This window comes from Nocardia sp. NPDC127579 (assembly GCF_042672005.1).
In the GTDB taxonomy this organism is placed as follows: Bacteria; Actinomycetota; Actinomycetes; order Mycobacteriales; family Mycobacteriaceae; genus Nocardia.
The window spans coordinates 31,474-47,848 of sequence record NZ_JBHXVZ010000001.1 but is presented as its reverse complement, the minus strand read 5'-3'; the positions used below and the strand labels follow the sequence as shown (position 1 = coordinate 47,848).

General features: G+C 63.7%; 23 protein-coding genes. 14 read left to right on the top strand and 9 right to left on the bottom strand.

Annotated elements, in window-relative coordinates; genetic code table 11:
- Positions 1-59 precede the first annotated feature (59 nt).
- The 6 genes from ACFVMC_RS00265 to ACFVMC_RS00240 all read left to right on the top strand — a co-directional run bounded on the left by ACFVMC_RS00265 (position 60) and on the right by ACFVMC_RS00240 (position 4,218).
- On the top strand, positions 60-1,100 hold the full coding sequence (locus tag ACFVMC_RS00265; protein WP_379205606.1) for a glycine-rich domain-containing protein: 1,041 nt from the start codon (positions 60-62) through the stop codon (positions 1,098-1,100).
- Positions 1,100-1,690 (top strand): glycine-rich domain-containing protein, encoded by a 591-nt coding sequence (locus ACFVMC_RS00260; protein WP_379205605.1) that lies wholly within the window; start codon positions 1,100-1,102, stop codon positions 1,688-1,690. The genes ACFVMC_RS00265 and ACFVMC_RS00260 overlap by 1 nt, the downstream gene beginning before the upstream one ends.
- Positions 1,691-1,703: 13 nt before the next feature.
- Positions 1,704-2,027, top strand: coding sequence for a hypothetical protein (locus ACFVMC_RS00255; protein WP_379205604.1), 324 nt, complete (start codon positions 1,704-1,706; stop codon positions 2,025-2,027).
- A complete protein-coding gene (locus ACFVMC_RS00250) occupies positions 2,024-2,428 on the top strand; it encodes a hypothetical protein (RefSeq protein ID WP_379205603.1) in 405 nt (134 codons plus the stop codon). The genes ACFVMC_RS00255 and ACFVMC_RS00250 overlap by 4 nt, the downstream gene beginning before the upstream one ends.
- 67 nt (positions 2,429-2,495) lie before the next feature.
- Entirely contained in the window at positions 2,496-2,933 is a 438-nt protein-coding gene (locus ACFVMC_RS00245) for a hypothetical protein (protein ID WP_379205602.1), read from the top strand.
- Between the two features lie 13 nt (positions 2,934-2,946).
- Positions 2,947-4,218 carry a hypothetical protein gene (locus ACFVMC_RS00240; protein ID WP_379205601.1) on the top strand — a complete coding sequence of 424 codons (1,272 nt, stop codon included), beginning with the start codon at positions 2,947-2,949 and terminating at the stop codon, positions 4,216-4,218.
- Here ACFVMC_RS00240 and ACFVMC_RS00235 read toward each other — a convergent pair whose 3' ends face one another.
- The 4 genes from ACFVMC_RS00235 to ACFVMC_RS00220 all read right to left on the bottom strand — a co-directional run bounded on the left by ACFVMC_RS00235 (position 4,219) and on the right by ACFVMC_RS00220 (position 6,663).
- The gene (locus ACFVMC_RS00235; RefSeq protein ID WP_379205600.1) at positions 4,219-4,803 is read right to left on the bottom strand and encodes a hypothetical protein; all 585 of its coding nucleotides are present in this window, start codon (positions 4,801-4,803) and stop codon (positions 4,219-4,221) included.
- A gap of 176 nt (positions 4,804-4,979) precedes the next feature.
- On the bottom strand, positions 4,980-5,528 hold the full coding sequence (locus tag ACFVMC_RS00230; RefSeq protein WP_379205599.1) for a hypothetical protein: 549 nt from the start codon (positions 5,526-5,528) through the stop codon (positions 4,980-4,982).
- The gene (locus ACFVMC_RS00225; protein ID WP_379205598.1) at positions 5,525-6,349 is read right to left on the bottom strand and encodes a hypothetical protein; all 825 of its coding nucleotides are present in this window, start codon (positions 6,347-6,349) and stop codon (positions 5,525-5,527) included. Before ACFVMC_RS00225 ends, ACFVMC_RS00230 begins: the two co-directional genes overlap by 4 nt.
- Positions 6,349-6,663: a hypothetical protein gene (locus ACFVMC_RS00220; RefSeq protein WP_379205597.1), complete on the bottom strand. Its 315-nt coding sequence runs from the start codon at positions 6,661-6,663 to the stop codon at positions 6,349-6,351. The genes ACFVMC_RS00225 and ACFVMC_RS00220 overlap by 1 nt, the downstream gene beginning before the upstream one ends.
- Positions 6,664-7,829: 1,166 nt before the next feature.
- Between ACFVMC_RS00220 and ACFVMC_RS00215 the strand changes: the two genes are divergently transcribed.
- The 6 genes from ACFVMC_RS00215 to ACFVMC_RS00190 all read left to right on the top strand — a co-directional run bounded on the left by ACFVMC_RS00215 (position 7,830) and on the right by ACFVMC_RS00190 (position 11,828).
- Positions 7,830-8,099, top strand: coding sequence for a hypothetical protein (locus ACFVMC_RS00215; protein ID WP_379205596.1), 270 nt, complete (start codon positions 7,830-7,832; stop codon positions 8,097-8,099).
- An 82-nt stretch (positions 8,100-8,181) separates the two neighbouring features.
- The gene (locus ACFVMC_RS00210; protein ID WP_379205595.1) at positions 8,182-8,712 is read left to right on the top strand and encodes a DUF3558 domain-containing protein; all 531 of its coding nucleotides are present in this window, start codon (positions 8,182-8,184) and stop codon (positions 8,710-8,712) included.
- A 19-nt stretch (positions 8,713-8,731) separates the two neighbouring features.
- A complete protein-coding gene (locus ACFVMC_RS00205; protein WP_379205594.1) occupies positions 8,732-9,109 on the top strand; it encodes a hypothetical protein in 378 nt (125 codons plus the stop codon).
- 12 nt (positions 9,110-9,121) lie between these two features.
- Positions 9,122-10,366, top strand: coding sequence for a hypothetical protein (locus ACFVMC_RS00200; protein WP_379205593.1), 1,245 nt, complete (start codon positions 9,122-9,124; stop codon positions 10,364-10,366).
- Positions 10,363-11,130, top strand: coding sequence for an ESX secretion-associated protein EspG (locus ACFVMC_RS00195; protein WP_379205592.1), 768 nt, complete (start codon positions 10,363-10,365; stop codon positions 11,128-11,130). Before ACFVMC_RS00200 ends, ACFVMC_RS00195 begins: the two co-directional genes overlap by 4 nt.
- Positions 11,131-11,183: 53 nt before the next feature.
- A complete protein-coding gene (locus tag ACFVMC_RS00190) occupies positions 11,184-11,828 on the top strand; it encodes a hypothetical protein (protein WP_379205591.1) in 645 nt (214 codons plus the stop codon).
- 166 nt (positions 11,829-11,994) lie between these two features.
- Here the strand turns inward: ACFVMC_RS00190 and ACFVMC_RS00185 are convergent, their stop codons facing one another.
- The 4 genes from ACFVMC_RS00185 to ACFVMC_RS00170 form a co-directional block, all read right to left on the bottom strand.
- On the bottom strand, positions 11,995-12,405 hold the full coding sequence (locus ACFVMC_RS00185) for a hypothetical protein (protein WP_379205590.1): 411 nt from the start codon (positions 12,403-12,405) through the stop codon (positions 11,995-11,997).
- Between the two features lie 131 nt (positions 12,406-12,536).
- Complete coding sequence (locus ACFVMC_RS00180; protein ID WP_379205589.1) at positions 12,537-12,920, bottom strand: hypothetical protein; 384 nt, start codon at positions 12,918-12,920, stop codon at positions 12,537-12,539.
- 13 nt (positions 12,921-12,933) lie between these two features.
- The gene (locus tag ACFVMC_RS00175) at positions 12,934-13,143 is read right to left on the bottom strand and encodes a hypothetical protein (protein ID WP_379205588.1); all 210 of its coding nucleotides are present in this window, start codon (positions 13,141-13,143) and stop codon (positions 12,934-12,936) included.
- 34 nt (positions 13,144-13,177) lie between these two features.
- Positions 13,178-13,381 carry a hypothetical protein gene (locus ACFVMC_RS00170; RefSeq protein WP_379205587.1) on the bottom strand — a complete coding sequence of 68 codons (204 nt, stop codon included), beginning with the start codon at positions 13,379-13,381 and terminating at the stop codon, positions 13,178-13,180.
- Positions 13,382-13,758: 377 nt separating this feature from the next.
- Between ACFVMC_RS00170 and ACFVMC_RS00165 the strand changes: the two genes are divergently transcribed.
- Positions 13,759-15,024 carry a hypothetical protein gene (locus ACFVMC_RS00165; RefSeq protein ID WP_379205586.1) on the top strand — a complete coding sequence of 422 codons (1,266 nt, stop codon included), beginning with the start codon at positions 13,759-13,761 and terminating at the stop codon, positions 15,022-15,024.
- Here ACFVMC_RS00165 and ACFVMC_RS00160 read toward each other — a convergent pair.
- Positions 15,021-15,926: an HAD family hydrolase gene (locus tag ACFVMC_RS00160; protein ID WP_379207740.1), complete on the bottom strand. Its 906-nt coding sequence runs from the start codon at positions 15,924-15,926 to the stop codon at positions 15,021-15,023. The genes ACFVMC_RS00165 and ACFVMC_RS00160 overlap by 4 nt on opposite strands.
- Here ACFVMC_RS00160 and ACFVMC_RS00155 point away from each other — a divergent pair.
- Complete coding sequence (locus tag ACFVMC_RS00155) at positions 15,919-16,374, top strand: hypothetical protein (protein ID WP_379205585.1); 456 nt, start codon at positions 15,919-15,921, stop codon at positions 16,372-16,374. The genes ACFVMC_RS00160 and ACFVMC_RS00155 overlap by 8 nt on opposite strands.
- Position 16,375: the final 1 nt, after the last annotated feature.

Genomic DNA, 16,375 nt, shown 5'->3' with positions numbered 1-16,375 from the left:
TAGGCGCCCCGTACGACGGCACCGACTACGGAGCTTCGGCCGATGGCTCGATCCCCGGCATGGCCGGGCGCACCGAGGCCGCTATCACCGAGCAGTTGAAATCCACTGTCGGTGACGGTCGTTGGGGGCAAATCGACGGCGGGATCCTCTACATCATCGCCGCGGCGATCCAGGCGATCCTCGGAGGCTTCGCCACCGTCATCGACGCGATCTTCGGTACGGTCGACAACGAGTACGTGGCCGCGATCCCGATCATCACCAACCACACCAACAGCATCGAAACCTTGGTGGCGCAGTTCAATCAGGTGATCCTGCAAGGCAACGCCATCGTGTTCATGTCCAACAACACCTACACCCCGACGACGGGAATCACCTCCGTCGAGGTCATCATCATCGGCGCCGGCGCGGGCGGAGCAGCAGGACGCTGGGACCTGGTCGCCGCCAACCGAAGATCCGGCGGCGGTGGTGGCGGAGGTGGGGAGATCCACTACAGCATCCCCGCATCGCTACTGCCCACGGACGGCTCCGGGAACTTCACCGGGATTCCGATCACGATCGGAGCGGGCGGATCCGGCGGGACGGGCGATGCGCAGCCCGGTGGCGGCGGTGGCAATACCGTGTTCGGAACCTTCCTCACCGCAGGCGGTGGAGTAGGCGGCGCAGCCTCGTCCGCAGCTGGCGGGCCGGGCGGCGCCGGAGGTGTGGGCATGGTTCCCGGCGGTGACGGCGGAAACGGAGCAAGCGGGGCAACCGACGTCGGCGGCCCCGCCACTGCAGGCGGATTGTCGACCTCCCAGTACGAACTCAACGGTGGCGGCGGAGGAGGCGGCGGTGGTGCCGGGTTCGTGTCCATGGGCAAGTCCGGCGGTCAGGGCGGAATCTCAGCGGGAGGCACGCCCAGCAACGCCGGCACCCCACCGACCGACGTCGTCGCAACCGGCGGGGGCGGGGGCGGAGGCGGGTTGAACCAGGGCGACAACGGAGGGGCCGGCGCGTTTCCTGCCGGCGGTGGCGGCGGTGGAGGTGGCGGCTCCAGCGCGCGCGGCAACGGCGGTAACGGAGGCAACGGCATCATGTTCGTCATCGAAAAGACCGCCTGATGTACACCGTTCTGCGCGTATACACAGCGAACGCTGTCTGGACGAAGCCGGCCGGGCTGTTCGCCGTCGACGTCGTGGTGCGCGGTGCAGGTGGCGCGGGGAACTCCACACATGGAGGCGGGGGCGGCGCGGCGGTGCTCAGCAAGAAGCGGATCCCCGAGTTCCAGCTCGACAGCGCTGTCGCTGTGATGGTCGGCTCCGGTGGGGCATCCGGTGGCGACGGCGGAGACAGCTCGTTCGGCAGCCACTTCATCGCCCCCGCAGGCAAGGGTGCGAACAACAGTGGCGCGGGAGGGTTCTCGTTCATTCGCGGTGGCGATGGAGGCGCGAGCGGTCAAGCGGGCGGGTCGACCTTCTCCTTCGTCGTACGGCTCCTGGCCGGCGGCGGAGGTGGCGGTGGCGCAGCGGCCCTCGGTGGAAAGTCGGGTCTGGTCGCCGCGGGGGTCAGCAGCCCTCCGCTGTGGCAGACCGGTCAATCGGGCGGCGGAGGCGCAGGGGGAAGCGTGGGCGGGTTTCCCGCCGGGGGAGGCGGCGCGAACGCGGCAGGAGCGCACGGCTGCGTCACGGTCATCGAGTATTTGTTCGACTAATGGAGGAGTTCCGTTGGCTAAAGCCACTATTCATGTCGCCGATGTAGGCGGCTATCCCGGTCCGGCCCGCTGCTTCGAGGTCGATCCGCCCTACGGCGGCGCGCGCTACGTGACTGTCTGGGTGCAGCGGTCTTTCGGACAGCATCAGCTGGCCGAGGCCTGCGTAGTCCCGGCGACGGAGACGGGTGCCTGCGCGGAGCACAGCCTGAAGCGGCGACCGGGATCGTATGTCCTGCACGAAGAACCGAACACGCCTCAGCGGATCGACGGCGCGTACTGGCTGGCGCTGCTCATGCTCGGCGGCTACCAGACCGAGCCAGTTGTCGATGCGCCATGACGCTCATCAGCGAACCGGTGGCCAGCATCGCCAGCGCCGACAACAACACCGTGTTCGGCTTCCAGTCGATTCTCGATCGCGAAAACGCAGCAGGCACAGGGATGGTCACCGCGGCGCTGGTCACGACCCAGGCTATCGACGGCGTGCTCCAGATCGCCCTCGATCCGGGCGAGACGATCGTGAACGTCGGGTCTCGGCGCTACCTGATCACCGTCCCCGACTCCGCGATCCCGATCAGACTCTGGCCCCTCATTCAGGCCGGACTTCCCGTCCCTCCCGCGCAGGAAGCGGCGGCGGTCCGCAACGGCGGCGGTGTGCGGCGGATCGCGGTGGCCGAACTCGACGACTATCTCGCAATGCCCAGTCCAGACCCCGAAACCGTCTACATCGTCCCCGAATAGACCAGACCACCTTGAGGCCCTCGCGACGCGAGGGCCTTTCTCGTACCCACCGATAGGAGTAGGAACCATGGCCGCCAGCGCGAAACTATATGGGCTCGCCCAGAAGTCGCTCTTCAACAAGGAGCTCGACTGGGACACCGACGCCATCAAGGTAATGCTGTGCACCGTGAGCTACACCCCCAATCAGGACACCCACCAATACAAGAGCGACATCACCGCGGAGGCGACCGGCACCGGGTACACCGCAGGCGGAGCATTGCTGACCAGCTGCACCGCCACCTACAACGCCGGCACCAACACCCTCACCCTCGATGCCGCTGACGTGTCCTGGCCGAACTCCACCATCTCCGCCCGCTACGCCGTCCTCTACAACTCGACACCCGCCACCGATGCCACCCGTCCACTCATCGGCTATGTGGACTTCGGCCAGGACATCTCCACCACCGCCGGCACCTTCTCCATCGTCTGGGATGCCGCTGGAATCATCACCGCCACAGCGGCGTAACCGGAGATCCAGCGTGGGGATATTCACCCGCGGCCGGGCGACACAGCGCATCTACCTGCCCGACGGACGCCGGGGCGCACGCGTCTACCTCGGCGAGCGCCTCGTCTGGTCCGACGTCACCCTCGGCGTCGTCGGCGTGACCACCGCACCGATGTCGGTGTCGATGCGCACGCCCCTGGTGGTGCCGGGGTTCGGTGCGCCGACCGCCGCGCTGACGCTGCAGATGCGTGCCCCGGGCGTTCACACGCACGCCACCGTGCACGCGCCGCGCGCGACGCTGTCCCTGGCAGTCCGGCCCCCGGATCTCCCGACGGTCGCTGCAGCGCCGACGGCGGAGCTGTCACTGCAGATGTTCGCGCCGACATTCATCGACGCCGAAGTCATATCCTCGCCCGCGATCCTCGTGGCGGTGATGATGCCACCACCGATCGTCGGCATCGCGGTCACACCACCAGCCATGACGGTCGCCGCCGCGCACCACACCCCGGTTGTCGCCGCATCCTCGACGGTCGCACCATCGACTGCAGCCTGGACTCTGGCCGCATCGGTGCCCGAGCTGGTGATCGCGACGGTGCCGCCGGTGATGTCGGCCGCGCTCGAGATGCACCACCCGGCGCCGACCGCGGACGCCACCGCCATTGCGCCCACAGCCGCCATGGCGATTGCGATGGCTGTTCCCGTAGCCGGTGTTGCTGTGGCACCGCCGGCTATGACCGTCGCCCTGGCTGCGGCCGTGCCGTCGTTCACAGCTGAAAGCACTGCTGCGCCGCCGGCCGCCACGACAACCGTCGCGGCGGCACCGCCAGTTGTGCACGCCGATGCCCAGGTGAGCGCACCCGCCGCCACCGCCGCCGCGGCGATGTCCGTGCCAGCCGCCACCGCGGTGAACTTCCTGCCGTCCGGCATGAACAAGAACGCGAGCACGTCATCCCCGAACACCGGCTACGCCACCATCGCTGGATGGGTAGCCGACACCGCCCTCTATCCAGGTTCGACGGTCAGCTCGGACGGTGTAGTTGCCCAGACGTCTAAACCGGGAGCAATACTCACCGCGTCCATCCCATGGACCACGAGTTTCTCCTGCACGATCACAGTGCGACTGACGGTCAACGGCACCGTACCGCCCGGCGGGACCGGCACCGGCCAGACCAGCGGATCCGGCGCGACCTCTACCGCCAGCTGCACCTACGACATCGTCGCGGGCGACGTCGTACGCGTTCAGGCGGTGTCCTCCAACGGATTCGGGACCGTCACCGCGAACACCCCCTATGTGCGAATCACCTGATCACCCGATAGGGATCAGGCGCGCGTTGACGAGCCGCACAGCCACATCCGTCGGCAGGATCTCGATCACCGTCGAAAACCCAGCGCCGAAACCCGAATCGCCCGCGATGAAGTTCTCGGACTCTGTACACGGAATCCCAGAGCACCGCATGATCACGAGGACATCGAGCTTGGGATCAGCCATCTCGACCGTGTAGCGCCCAGGCGCAATCGTCTTCTGCCCGCCTGCGGGCTGGCCCACGCTGAAGACTCCGTTGCCACCCCAATTCGGCTGGGACGTAGTCCGGACCGCCGGCCTGGAGACCAGCGAGGAAGTGCTGATCACCGCCGGTGCCGCAGCGGCGGATCCCGTGCTGTCGGGCATGTTGCTTCGGTAAGACATCACCGCCGCGGTGACGAGGAGCGCCACGAACAACGTGAAGATCCCAGAGCGGATGAGGAAGGACCTGCGGCTCACAGCCGACCCCCTGAAGGCAACGGAGAACGAAACGACCAGGCTCCCAACGGAAGCCGTCGCGCTCGGCCATGATTCAGGATCGGGATGCGACGCGCCAGAGCGAATCGCGCTCGAATTCTGATCGGCCACGGCTCAGGAGGGTGCCGAGTCCCAGTGCTCACGCGGGTCATCCGGATCGACAGCGGGGACTGACCTACGTCAGCCAGGCCGCGCCGTCCGGTTCACGTCTCCGAGTAAACTCAAGCATCGGGCTCAGGCCTGAATTGTGGCCGGTCGGCACGACGGTCATTCCATCGACCAACAGTTCAGCTTACCGAGCCTTTGAGGGTTTGAATCATATTCACCAGAAGTGGCGCGGCTGCTTTTGTCCCTTCGTCATCTCCTCGAACGAACAACATTCGTCCATACCAGCCGTCGACGTAGGCGGACAATACGTATGTGCGACCCGCCTTTTGTGGATCCTGGTTATTGCCGATCTTTTCGACTTCCTGGGTAACGACGACACCATCGACTGTAAGCTTCTTTTCTGATTCTGCATTGTCTGCATCATTGGATTGAGGTTTCCCAAAGCCTAGGAGCACGTTGCCGAGGTAGGTCTCATAGGCACTGCCTGCGCCAGCCGGTTGATAGTATGAGCAGCTGCTACCCTCTGCGATCTCTCCGGACATCTGGTCGGGTGAGGAAAGGGCGACTCGTAACTCAGCAGCGTTGAAGCGGCTCATATAGAACGATTTCGAAAAATCGCACAACTCTTGAATCTTGTGATTGCTATAACCTACATCATTTGGATTTGAAGTATTGCACCCCGTGATGGTGACCAGGCAGACGATACCTAGGATGGCTCTGTAGATCATTGCGCAGACCATCTCTCCGAGTCGGGCTTGTCAATTGAAAGCACTTGGGAATTAGCGAGAGGCCATTTGTTTCCATCGAACGTCTTCGGATTCGTAATCTCAACGCCGATGGATGTCTCGACTGCCAAAATCTTTAGCTTCGTCTCACCGGTTTCGAGAGACCATTCTACAACCTTCTTGGCAATCTTAGTCAATGCGTCAATCAGATCCGACACTCCCCATGGCGCCGAAATGCCGGACATAATCTTAGTCAAGGCTGCAACGAAGTCCACGAAGAAATCTACGAGGTCTTGTGCTAGCCCAGAGTAGTACTTCCATGCCGCATCAGATGCGGCTGTCATCTGCTGACGCACCTTCTCGCAAAGATTCAAGGCTGACTCAGCTGCCGCCGCTTGAGTTGTGTGCTTTGCGAGGTACGTATTTGCCGCCGTGCCACTCCATGTTCGTTCGAGGTCGCCCCCGACGAGGATCTTGTTGCGAGCCTCGCTGGCATCTTTATATATCTCGGCCCACTCTAGGCCGGATTGCGCCAACGCAATGGGAGCATCCATCGCGTCAACAGCGGTCTGCAACTTCTGCAAAAGTTCCTGGATCAGCTTCTTGCAATGCTCCTTCTCTGCGAGAATACTGTCGCTAACCGCCCCCATGTCCACTGCTTCCGCTGCTTTGGTAACAGCTATGCCAATAGGATTGAACGCGGTTAGATAGGCGTCAAACGCGATATCAAGGGCTTCAGGAGAAGTCCTGACTAGTTCAACTTGTTCCGAGAACTTGGTTATGGCGGCCCGTATGTCTTCGAGAGATTTGTTAGTATCAGTCACTAGCGCACATCGCCTTCTAGCTGGTGTAGAACATTGGCGAAATTCTGGTCCTGTTCTTGGAGAACCTTGGAGACATGCGCGAGCGTGTTACCCATGGAATCAGTTTCGGTCTGCCCCTCTTTCATTCGGTCGCGCAAATACTGCGCCGCCCGAAGATTGGCTCCCCATGCATTCTGAAATATTCCCCAGACCACTTCACTGTTGGGATCAATGGCATCAGCCTTTGCTGCACCATTGCCAAGCGCTGTCGACGCCTCGTCCCATGCGCGAGTGACCGAAAGAAGCTTGTTGAAATCGACGGAAAATTGGGGCATTACGCGGTCCTCATCAGATAGCTCTTGAATTTTTGGAGCTCGTTCTCCAGCTCCGCATCAGTGCGATTCGACCACGGCCCTTCGTCCCGAAAAATCGGACGTTTCCGTCGAACCTCGTGCACGCACTCAAGAATATCGTGCGCAATATAGGAGGGGTCTACTCGTGACGCCCACCGTGGATCGATATCAATGCGGCTCAAACGCGATAGACTTGCATCGATATGAACGGAATTCGACCCGAATTCGGTTGCAGGTCCATAGGCTTGGAAAACGTCCCTGCCGCTCAGTGAGTCCTCCACCGCCTTGAATTCAGCGTAGGAATTGGAACTTAGGAGCCTGATAGCCGCTGCTCTGCTTGAGGGCATCGCGCTGAGTGACCTGAGCCTACCTTGAGTGATGGCAGGCGCGTCATGCCGCCACAGAGCCATGTGGTAACCGGTCATTGCAGCGTCCGAAAAATCCTTGGAATCCAGGCGGCTATGCAGAAATTTGTCTACACGAACGTGTATCGGAAGTCGATCGCTGTCGAGAGTCATCTCGAATATTCCTACCCCGACAAGCCCACCGTGGGATTTGTTGCCTGCCGCTTGAGCAAGCTGGATTAGGGGGTGGAGGTTACCTGTTGGCGTCCGTGGCACACCTGCTGCTGGAGCGACGTAATGTGCGCGCTCGTATGCGGGTGAGTGGTCCTGGAAAGAAGCCTCGGCCCGGAATGAAGGAGGAGACGGTGGTGGCGGTGTTGGGCGAACCGGCGCGGACCTCGGTTTGGCAAGTGGTTCGTCATCCCAGTATTCATCGGGATCGTCCAAATGATTGAAGTACCCACCGGCCATTACGGGACCTCACAGCGAGGTTCGGCACCCGAGTTGGGTGGTGTGTCGATCTGGTGAATTGGCATCTAATCCCCCATTCGCGTATCTGCGCTACCCCGGAATCCATCGCGACAACCCTCGCCTCTCAACTGCGACGTTGTCAACCGAAGATGCGCCGTGGAACGCGAAATCGACTGCCGCAGAAGCAACTTGGGCGACCATCCCGTGCGCTACCTACGCGGCCTGGTCCCTGATCAGCGTCTCGTAGACCACGATCGGGGTGCCGCACGATACGATCGTGCCGACTATCGTCGGCCGGTTGCGGCCGCTACACCGGATTCCGGGAGGCGGGGGATGGACGCGGAGCAGATCAAGTCGATCCATGAGACGTGGGAGTCGGTGCATTCCCGCCTGGATGAGGCGACCCGCGAGTTGGGGGTTTCGCTGTCGGAGTCCCTCGACGGTCGGTGGGGCGGGCCGGCGGCGGGTGAAGCCCAACTGGGCATCGCCGAGTTCCTGTTGGAATCGAAGAACCTGGTCGACTACGCCGGCCAGGTCGCCGCGCAGGCGAAGCTGACGCGTGCTGCGATCGAGGGGGCGCATGAGGCGGGGCGGCGGAACTGATCATGGGGCGAGGGAACCGAAGCGTCGCCTGGTGCGTCCAAGTGAGTGGGGCATGGGTGCGGCGCGGACTGGGAGGCGTGTAGTGGGACGGCGAACGACAGCGGCTACGGCGCTGGTGGCGCTGGCGGCGCTGGCGGCTGGATGTGACTCCACGGGAGGTGGTGGGGGTCCGTCGAGTACGACCGCCGCACCGGCCGCGATCTGGGATCCTTGTACCCAAATTTCGGACCAGGTCCTCAGCCAGCAGATCGGGCTCGACCCGGCAACCAAGGAGTCCGGAATCCTCGGGGTGGAGGAGCCCGGTTGGAAGATCTGCAGCTGGAACAACAACGACTACGCGCTTGGTGTCTTCTCCTCACCACGAACGGTGGAGGAGTACAAGCAAAAGCCTGACAACATCGACTTCGTCGACGTCACGATCGGGGGCCGTAAGGGCGTGCGGTACGACACGAAGTCCGACAAGGACAACAAGACCTGCGACATCACATTCCCCGCCCAGCAGGGCTCCTTCACGGTGACCATTTCCAACCGGGTCTCGTCGAAGAACAAGGTCGACCCGTGCACGCGGGCCCAGGCGGCTGCTGAGGCGCTGGTGCCGTTGTGGCCGAAATGATCACGAGAGGAAGTGCCCAGTGGCGGAGTTGAATGAGGAGATGACTCGGTGGAGCTTCCTCGCCGAGGAAGCCAAGGCCGGTCGGCTGCTCGTTGACAAGTCGGTCGCTAAGGACTGCCGCGACGCCTGCAACAAGCAGATCGCACTATATGAACGTCTGCTCACGAGCCTGGAGTTCATGAGTCGTGTGACCGGCTTGGGGCGGTTCGATTGCGCTGACAAGCTGGCGGAGATGCTGGGGGCCAAGGCGATCGGTGGCGAGGGCGATTTCTACTCGGCGATCACTGCTCATATAGCCGCTGTGACGCTCATCAGAGACACGATTGAGGTATCGGTGGCCAGGTACGACGCCCAGGACCAGGCCGCTGCGGCTGCGCAAGACAATCTATTGAACTAACCAGGGGGGATCGTGGGTCTACCACTGCTGGCAGCTGTCGCCGCGGCACTGTTCGAGTCGAGTAAGTCCGGGCCGCCCGACGTCGGGAAAGACGAAAGCCCCGACGCGACAGCGGCACGTACCAGAATCTCGGAGATCCTGGCGGCGAACGCGCTGGACTTCCAAGGCTCGAAGGTTCCTGCCGACACCTACAAGGAACCCGACGGCATGGATGACCTGTACGAGCGGGTGCAGGCCATGGACCCCGGTACGGTCACGACGATGCATCAGCGGTGGGAGACCTTCCGCAACGAACTCAACGAAGGGTTCGTCAGCTTCGGCCTCGAGATGACCAAGCTGATCGAAGCCAAATGGCAAGGCGAGGCAGCGAACTCGGCCGCCACCGGGATCACCGAGTACGTCAAGAACTCGAACACCTTGGTCGAGTCGGCGGCGTTGATGACCGCGAAGGTGAAGTTGGTGAAGTCCGCGGTCGACATCACCAAACCCGCTGTCCAGCAAGCGCCCGAGCCTTCCTGGACCAGCAACATCGCTTCCTGGGTTCCCGGGCCTACGTGGAAGCTGAACCAGCACCGCGACGAAACCTACGACACCGCAGCGGTGAACGCGGTCAAGAACGTCTTCTACCCGGCAGTCAAGGAAGCCGACGACAAGGTGCCGTTGGCGCCGACACCAGCGAACCCCGTGCAGCCCAACAACACCGACGACAGCAGCAAGCCGAAGTCCATCGTGCCGGGTACTCCGAAACCAGCCGATGACCCAGTGACACCGTCGAACACCGACGATCCGAAGACCGGTGACCAACCCGAAGAGCCGACAACGGGTGATCCGAATCAGTCTCCGGAGGACACCAACCCGGCCTCGACCAATCCGGCCTCGACCGCAGCGCCCACCACACCGTCGTCGGTCGACCCGAGCAAAACGACTGACCCGAAACTGAATTCGAGCATCCCAGGTTCGGGTACACCCGGCTCGGGTGTACCGGGGGCGAACGCGCCGGGTGCGGGGCGCACGGTCTCCGGTATCCCCGGTGGTACGGGGACCGGAACCGGTACGGCGGCGGCGCGGTCGGCAGCGGCCGCCGCGCGGAGCGGGATGCCTGGTATGGGTGGGATCTCGCCGCGCGGCAAGGACTCCGACTCCGAGCAGGAGCACCAGACCCCTGATTACCTGGTCAACATGCATAACGGCGAGGAGCTGACCGGGCTCGGCGAGATCAACCGCCACACGCCGGGTTCCCCGGTGATCGGCGAATGACCCGCCCGGATTGGCTGTTCACCGCTCTGGCGTTCAAGGTTCTGTGGCGGGCCATGGAACGGGACGTGTTGCCGTATCCGCTGCAATTCCGTTCCACCGCAGACACTGTCGAAGACTTCGAACAGGCATGGAAGAACCAAGCGGTGGCCGTAGCAGCGCATTTCGACGAGTCGCTGTACGGGGCATTGCGGGTGCTGGCCGAACCTGAAGCCCGGCTGGAGATGGCCGGGGAGATCGACGGGCAACGGCTGCGTGTCCATGCGGCGGTGCTGCATCGGCATGCTGTGCTGTTGCAGCAGGACTCCGCCGGGTCGCCCGAGCACGGCGGTAACGTGCGGATGAGAATGCTTGCTGCCGAGGAACTTCCGCGCCGGATCGCGGCAATGCTGCCGAACATCCGGCCCGGCCAGCATCCAGGGTTCGAGCATACGCGCCAGGACCTCGAAGACGCCGACAACCGGCCGCGTACGTCGCGTCTGGACGACCGGGTCTCGCCGCAGCATGAGGCGGCAGCGTTCTTCGAGCGCCCCCGCAGCGGGGTGATACAGCTGGCGGTGTATCCGGGTGCGGCGATCGACAACCGGCCGGCGCCGTCGCGGGGATTTCATGTGATGGACTACCCGGACGGCCGGTACCTGGTTCGCAGTGGGGCGACCGTGAAAGTCAGTCCGGGCGACCGCATGACGGTCGCCACGGATCTGGACCGGGTCCTCAAGGTGACGGTCGGGAGCTACCGCGAGCAACACGGTCCCAGCTATCGATAGCAACGGAGGAGGGGAAGTATGGTGCGCAGCAGCGCGAGCTTCGGTGACGCCGAATGACTGAGACGAGCGAAGCATCAGCGGTCACGCCGGTCGGAACGAATTCATCACGTCGTCGCCTGAGACTCCTACAAGTCGTGCTCGTGATTACGGTGGTTCTCTTCGTCGTGCTGTCGGTGTTCGGCGAGAAGATCATGGACGCGGTGAACGAGTCCGACCCGGCGGCCGATGCGCCGCCGGATCTGTGCGCCGCGATCGGCACCACACTGTTCGAACGGTTGGTGCCCGACGGTGTCGCGGACACGGAGACGAACTATTCCACTGGACGGGATGCGCGGTGTGCGTACCGCACCGCTGATGGCAGTCGGAGCAGCACCTCCGATACCTATGGCTTCCTTGAGGTTCGGTTGTTGCGTCACGGTCGGTTCGCATGGAAATCGCGTTCGGATGTCGCCAGCGAAGCCTTCGTGAGTGCATGCGGGAACACCAAGATCGGTGGGAAGCTCCAGGGCGAGCACGGCCTCGGAGACGAGGCATGTACGGCATATACGCAGGACGGGGCGACCGCAATCGGTTCCGCGGTCATTCGCCGCGGTGCGGATTTGTTCTGGGTGGACTACTACACGCACCCGGGATCGGGGCCTCAGGTCCGATCGGCGATGACCGAGGTTGTGTCGGCATCCCTCGCGGGTACCTCTTGACGCACGGAGCTTGAGTGGTTGCCCGGCGGTAGTCCTTGCTGGCGCCCCTGGTCGTGTGTGGTGCGGGACGGGTGTGCGGATGACGGACATTGCCGTCTGAGTTGTACCAGTCCGCGCCGGCGGGTGCTCGATGCGGTAGACCGATCTGTTGTGGAGGTCGAAGCCTCTATCCCAGCGACTCCTCGTGTCCCTGCACCGGCGATCTCTTGAGCCCTGGGACGCCGATGAATGGGTGGCAGCGACTGCATTCACGGAGCGGCATCTCGCGGGTGGTCGCAGCTGGATCCTCCCGGCTCCTGTCGAACTCATAGCCGATCTGATCCAAGAGTGCGCGCATGAGCTGGACGCACTGGCCCAGGGACAGGTGTTGGGGAAGCTCGATCGTCTTCCCGTCGAAAGCGATCCTGGCGGCCTGGATGACTCCGGCATCGACAAACCAATCAACTGGCGCGCCATCGTGTTCGGTGCGGCGGGGACCAGTCATATTCCGTGCATCGGCATCGGGGTTGGCCGGATCGGCTCGGGACGGAACGCGGATAACTTCGTCGGGGTTCGGTGCTCCGGTGGATGGGAACATGAGATTGCTACTCCTTCGGTTGACGACAGGACGAGTGATGAGGCAGCGATAGCGTTGTCCCCGCGGGGCATTGGGGCCGTGCAGGAAACAAGAGCGCGCAGGCGCGGCCGAGCTGGACTCGGGTCAGGGCGTCAACGCAATAGCCACCCCGCCCGGTCGTCGATCCAGACGACCGGGCCCGGGATGGTGTGGTCACTGACGCAGGCCCACAGCGTCTTTCGTGACGTGCCGTAGTAGTGCATTGCCTCGGTGGTGTCGGCGAACGAGACCATGTTCGGCCGCAGGAACGGTGGCCCGTCGGGCGAGTACGCGCGGATACACGCCAGCGACCACCCCGGCCACCGGCCGATCTCGATATCGGGCGAGGGAACCCATATCCGTTCGCTGTGACGCCAGCCGATGAGCTGGCGGTACGGGTGGCCCGACAGCAGGGCGAACGTCCCGAGGCCGAAGTAGCGCCGCACGCCGACATCGCGGGCATCGGGTTCGCCGAGCATCACGGCCACGGCAGTCATCGCGGCACCTCGGTTACGTGGACCATTGGTCTCGATCCTGTTCGTACTCGTAGCGGATGCGATCCCACAGACGCCGAGGCATGATCTCCAGGCACTCGCCGAGTGCGGGCCCGTGCGGCACGTCGATGACGCGGTCGGGGCTGTTGACGCGGAAGACGTGGATCACGCCCTCTCGGTCGACGAACCAATCCGCACTGGTCTGGCCGTATTCGGTGCGAAACATCGTCGAGGCACTCTCCTCGCGCGTCGGCATGTGCTCAGACCTCGAACGCATCTGGATAGTCGGAGATGTAGGGGCTCTCGGCGAGGACTTGGAGGCAGCCGGGGCCACGGCCGCCGTGCGCCGTCGCGACGTGGTGGCCATCATTCGGGGATTTCGGCAGCACTTCTGCGCCGAAGTCCTCGTGCCGACGCTGCGAGCCGTAGACGGTGACGGCGTCGACCCGGATCTCGCTGGTCACTGGGCCGCCACCTCCCCGTCGGTACGCCCCCGATGAGGTCCGGGCGTGGGCTGGCGAAGAGTCCGGCGGGCCACCATCAGGAAGATGACGTAAGGCGTGACGGCCAGGATGAGGCTCGGGATGAGTTGTGACGCGGGCATGGGAGTACCCCCAAGGTGCGGTTGTTTTGGCTGGAACCGGCCCGGAACGCCAGTTCGCAGTTATCGAAGGGACGCACCGGCAGGTGCGGCTCCCTCGGTAGTGACTTTCTGGCCGCCGGTTGCCTACAAACGATCGCATGCGTAAATGTCCTATAAAAGGGCAATCATGGGGACACTGAGCGGCCAAATTTTGGCCGCATGGCGTATTTATGTCCGCTTTCTGACTAGACTGAGGGTGTGACCAACTCGGAAGATGCGCTGCGCACGGCGCGTCTAGCACTCGGCTACCGATCTCAAGAAGCACTCGCGAAGGCGCTCAACGAGGCAGCGGCCGCGATCGGATTACGCGTGTCGATCAATGCGCGCACGGTACGCCGCTGGGAGTCCGCGGAACCTCCATGGCCGCAAGCTGAGCACGCGACAGCGCTGGAAACCCTGTTCAACCGGCCACTGAGCGAGCTCGGTTTCTCACCAACCCGCCGATCGGGCAGCGAGCAGGCCGTCCGACAGCAGGGCACCAGCTACACCGAGACTTGGGCATCGCGACATGCCGGGACCCCAGCCGGCGTCGTGCCGCCGGCCGTCGCCTCGGACTACATGTCGGCGACCGGCGCGTTCCGGCGCCTGTACTGGTCAGTGCCGCCCGCACGTCTCCAACGGCTCGTGTCCGAGCATGCCGCGCTCGGATGGGATCTGTTGCCACAGCTGCCGGGCTCCGCGAAGGTGGTGATGGCGCGTGCGGTTGCCGAATCGGCGTTACTGGCTGGGCGACTCGAGTTTTTCGACCTCCAGCAACCCGAGGTCGCGAAGCCGAGTTTTACCCTCGCGCTACAAGCCGCAGGCGAAGCCGGGGACGAGATGTTGGGCGCCGCGGTGCTCGCACACATGGCCTTCGCGCCCGCGTTCTCCGGCGATCCAGAGCGCGCCGACGAAGCCCGCGACAAGCTCCATGGGGCGCGCGCATTCGCTCGGCGGGGCGATGTCAGCGCCGAGATGGTCGCGTGGCTCGATGCGGTCGAGGCCGAGGTGGAAACCCGCTTCGGGAATCCTAAACGCGCCCTGCAACTGATCCAGCACGCCGAAGAGTCCTATGGCCAGTACAACCCGGACGAGCACGTAAGCCCGGTGTGGCTGGACTGGTTCTCAACTTCCCGGCTGGCGGGATTCAAGGGCAACACGCTGCTCGCTGCCGGGAGGGCCGCGGAAGCTCGCGAAGCGCTGGAGCGGGCGCTGGCCGAGATGCCGGTCGACGCGATCAAGCAGCGTGCGGTGTTTCATGCTGATCTCGCGGCGGCGGCCGTCCTGCAGCGGGAACCCGAGCGCGCGTGTGACCATCTTGAGGAAGCCCTCAAACTGCTCGGCGAGCACTGGTACGCCACCGCGATGGACCGCGTCAAGGACGTACGCCAGTCGTTGCGGGAGTGGGATTCGCTTCCGCGGCTGCGCAAGCTCGACGACCAGCTCTACAACTGGCACACGATGATCCGGTCGTTGTCGGCCTAACTGTCGTTTTCGGCGGCGGCGATGGCTGTGAGCTCGGTGAGGTCGTGGATCATCCAATCCGATAGCTCCGCGACCTCCGGCTTCTTCCGCTGGATCCAGCCCCAGGGGCCGCGCTGAATATAGGCGGTCCGCATCCCCACCGCCTTTGCCGGCGCGATGTCGTTTTCGATCCGGTCGCCGACGTAGACGACCTCGTGTGCGTCGCACGGCGCGACTTCGACTACCTTCTCGAAGAACTCGATGGAGGGCTTTTCGACGCCCCAATCGTCAGAGGTGGCGACGAAATCAGTAGGCAGTTCGAGACTCCGGAGGATGCGGCCGGAGCGCGCTGTCTGATTGCCGACGATCCCTACCCAAACGCCGATTTCGCGCAGTGCGGAGAGGGCGGGGCGCACATCGGGGTAGAGGTCTTCCTCGCCGTAAGTTTCGGGCTGTCCAGCCTGCGCGCGAGCCTCGCGCTCGGCAGCCAGGTCGAAGCCGGGTTTGAAGACTTGGAAGGTTTCGCGGTAGTCGCCCCCGAGGGCGATTGTGGCGCCGAAGACGCTGACGAAGGTGTGTCTGGGAACGCCCAGCCAGTCGGCCCACGTTCCGTACTCTCGGGTTTCGTCGACGAGCGTTTCGCCGACGTCGAACACAACCGCATTGATCATGGAGCACACGCTACCGATGTCGGCGGCAAGGGCCGCGCGGCAAACCGGTTCAGCCGCCGTTCCTGATGCTGCACCAGTGTCCACGCACCCCGAGTGGAGCGACTCGGCTCCTCTGTCCAGATCTGCCGCACTGGCCAGTTCGTTAGAGTCGGCGTGGTAGCCGACTTCCGGGGAGCGAATGCGGCCGCTGGTCGCGACCACGGCATAGGAGAGTTGAATGGTGCGGTTCGGTGTCACGGGCCACATGAACATCACCGAGTCCACCAAATCACTGGTGTACGAGGCGATCAGGAAGATTCTCGCCGACGCGGGCGATCCGGCCGAACTGATCGGAGTGAGCTGTATAGCCCGCGGTGCCGACACGGTGTTCGCCCAAGCCGTCCTCGACGCCGGCGGGAATCTCGAGGTCGTCTTGCCCTCGCGGAAATATCGCGAGCGCAAGGTAAAACCCGACCACGCAACGCAATTCGACACGCTTATCGAACAGGCGGCCGAAGTCCGGGTGATGGACTTCGACGACGCAGGCCGAGAAGCCTACGAAGCTGCCAACGAGGCGGTTGTCGGAACCTGCGACCAGTTGATCGCGGTGTGGGACTCCCAGATCAGCGAAAAGGGCGGCACCGGAACGGTTGTCGAATTGGCCAGGGAGAAGAGTGTTCCCGTGATCATCGTGTGGCCGGATGGTGCGGAACGGGACTGAC

What these genes read in the sequence shown, in the direction of transcription:
- ACFVMC_RS00265 (WP_379205606.1), top strand. Translation starts at nt 60, where the DNA reads ATGGCCGGGCGCACCGAGGCCGCTATCACCGAGCAGTTGAAATCCACT.
- ACFVMC_RS00260 (WP_379205605.1), top strand. Translation starts at nt 1,100, where the DNA reads ATGTACACCGTTCTGCGCGTATACACAGCGAACGCTGTCTGGACGAAG.
- ACFVMC_RS00250 (WP_379205603.1), top strand. Translation starts at nt 2,024, where the DNA reads ATGACGCTCATCAGCGAACCGGTGGCCAGCATCGCCAGCGCCGACAAC.
- ACFVMC_RS00245 (WP_379205602.1), top strand. Translation starts at nt 2,496, where the DNA reads ATGGCCGCCAGCGCGAAACTATATGGGCTCGCCCAGAAGTCGCTCTTC.
- ACFVMC_RS00230 (WP_379205599.1), bottom strand. Translation starts at nt 5,528, where the DNA reads ATGATCTACAGAGCCATCCTAGGTATCGTCTGCCTGGTCACCATCACG.
- ACFVMC_RS00220 (WP_379205597.1), bottom strand. Translation starts at nt 6,663, where the DNA reads ATGCCCCAATTTTCCGTCGATTTCAACAAGCTTCTTTCGGTCACTCGC.
- ACFVMC_RS00215 (WP_379205596.1), top strand. Translation starts at nt 7,830, where the DNA reads ATGGACGCGGAGCAGATCAAGTCGATCCATGAGACGTGGGAGTCGGTG.
- ACFVMC_RS00195 (WP_379205592.1), top strand. Translation starts at nt 10,363, where the DNA reads ATGACCCGCCCGGATTGGCTGTTCACCGCTCTGGCGTTCAAGGTTCTG.
- ACFVMC_RS00190 (WP_379205591.1), top strand. Translation starts at nt 11,184, where the DNA reads ATGACTGAGACGAGCGAAGCATCAGCGGTCACGCCGGTCGGAACGAAT.
- ACFVMC_RS00185 (WP_379205590.1), bottom strand. Translation starts at nt 12,405, where the DNA reads ATGTTCCCATCCACCGGAGCACCGAACCCCGACGAAGTTATCCGCGTT.
- ACFVMC_RS00180 (WP_379205589.1), bottom strand. Translation starts at nt 12,920, where the DNA reads ATGACTGCCGTGGCCGTGATGCTCGGCGAACCCGATGCCCGCGATGTC.
- ACFVMC_RS00175 (WP_379205588.1), bottom strand. Translation starts at nt 13,143, where the DNA reads ATGTTTCGCACCGAATACGGCCAGACCAGTGCGGATTGGTTCGTCGAC.
- ACFVMC_RS00155 (WP_379205585.1), top strand. Translation starts at nt 15,919, where the DNA reads ATGAACATCACCGAGTCCACCAAATCACTGGTGTACGAGGCGATCAGG.
- ACFVMC_RS00160 (WP_379207740.1), bottom strand. Translation starts at nt 15,926, where the DNA reads ATGTTCATGTGGCCCGTGACACCGAACCGCACCATTCAACTCTCCTAT.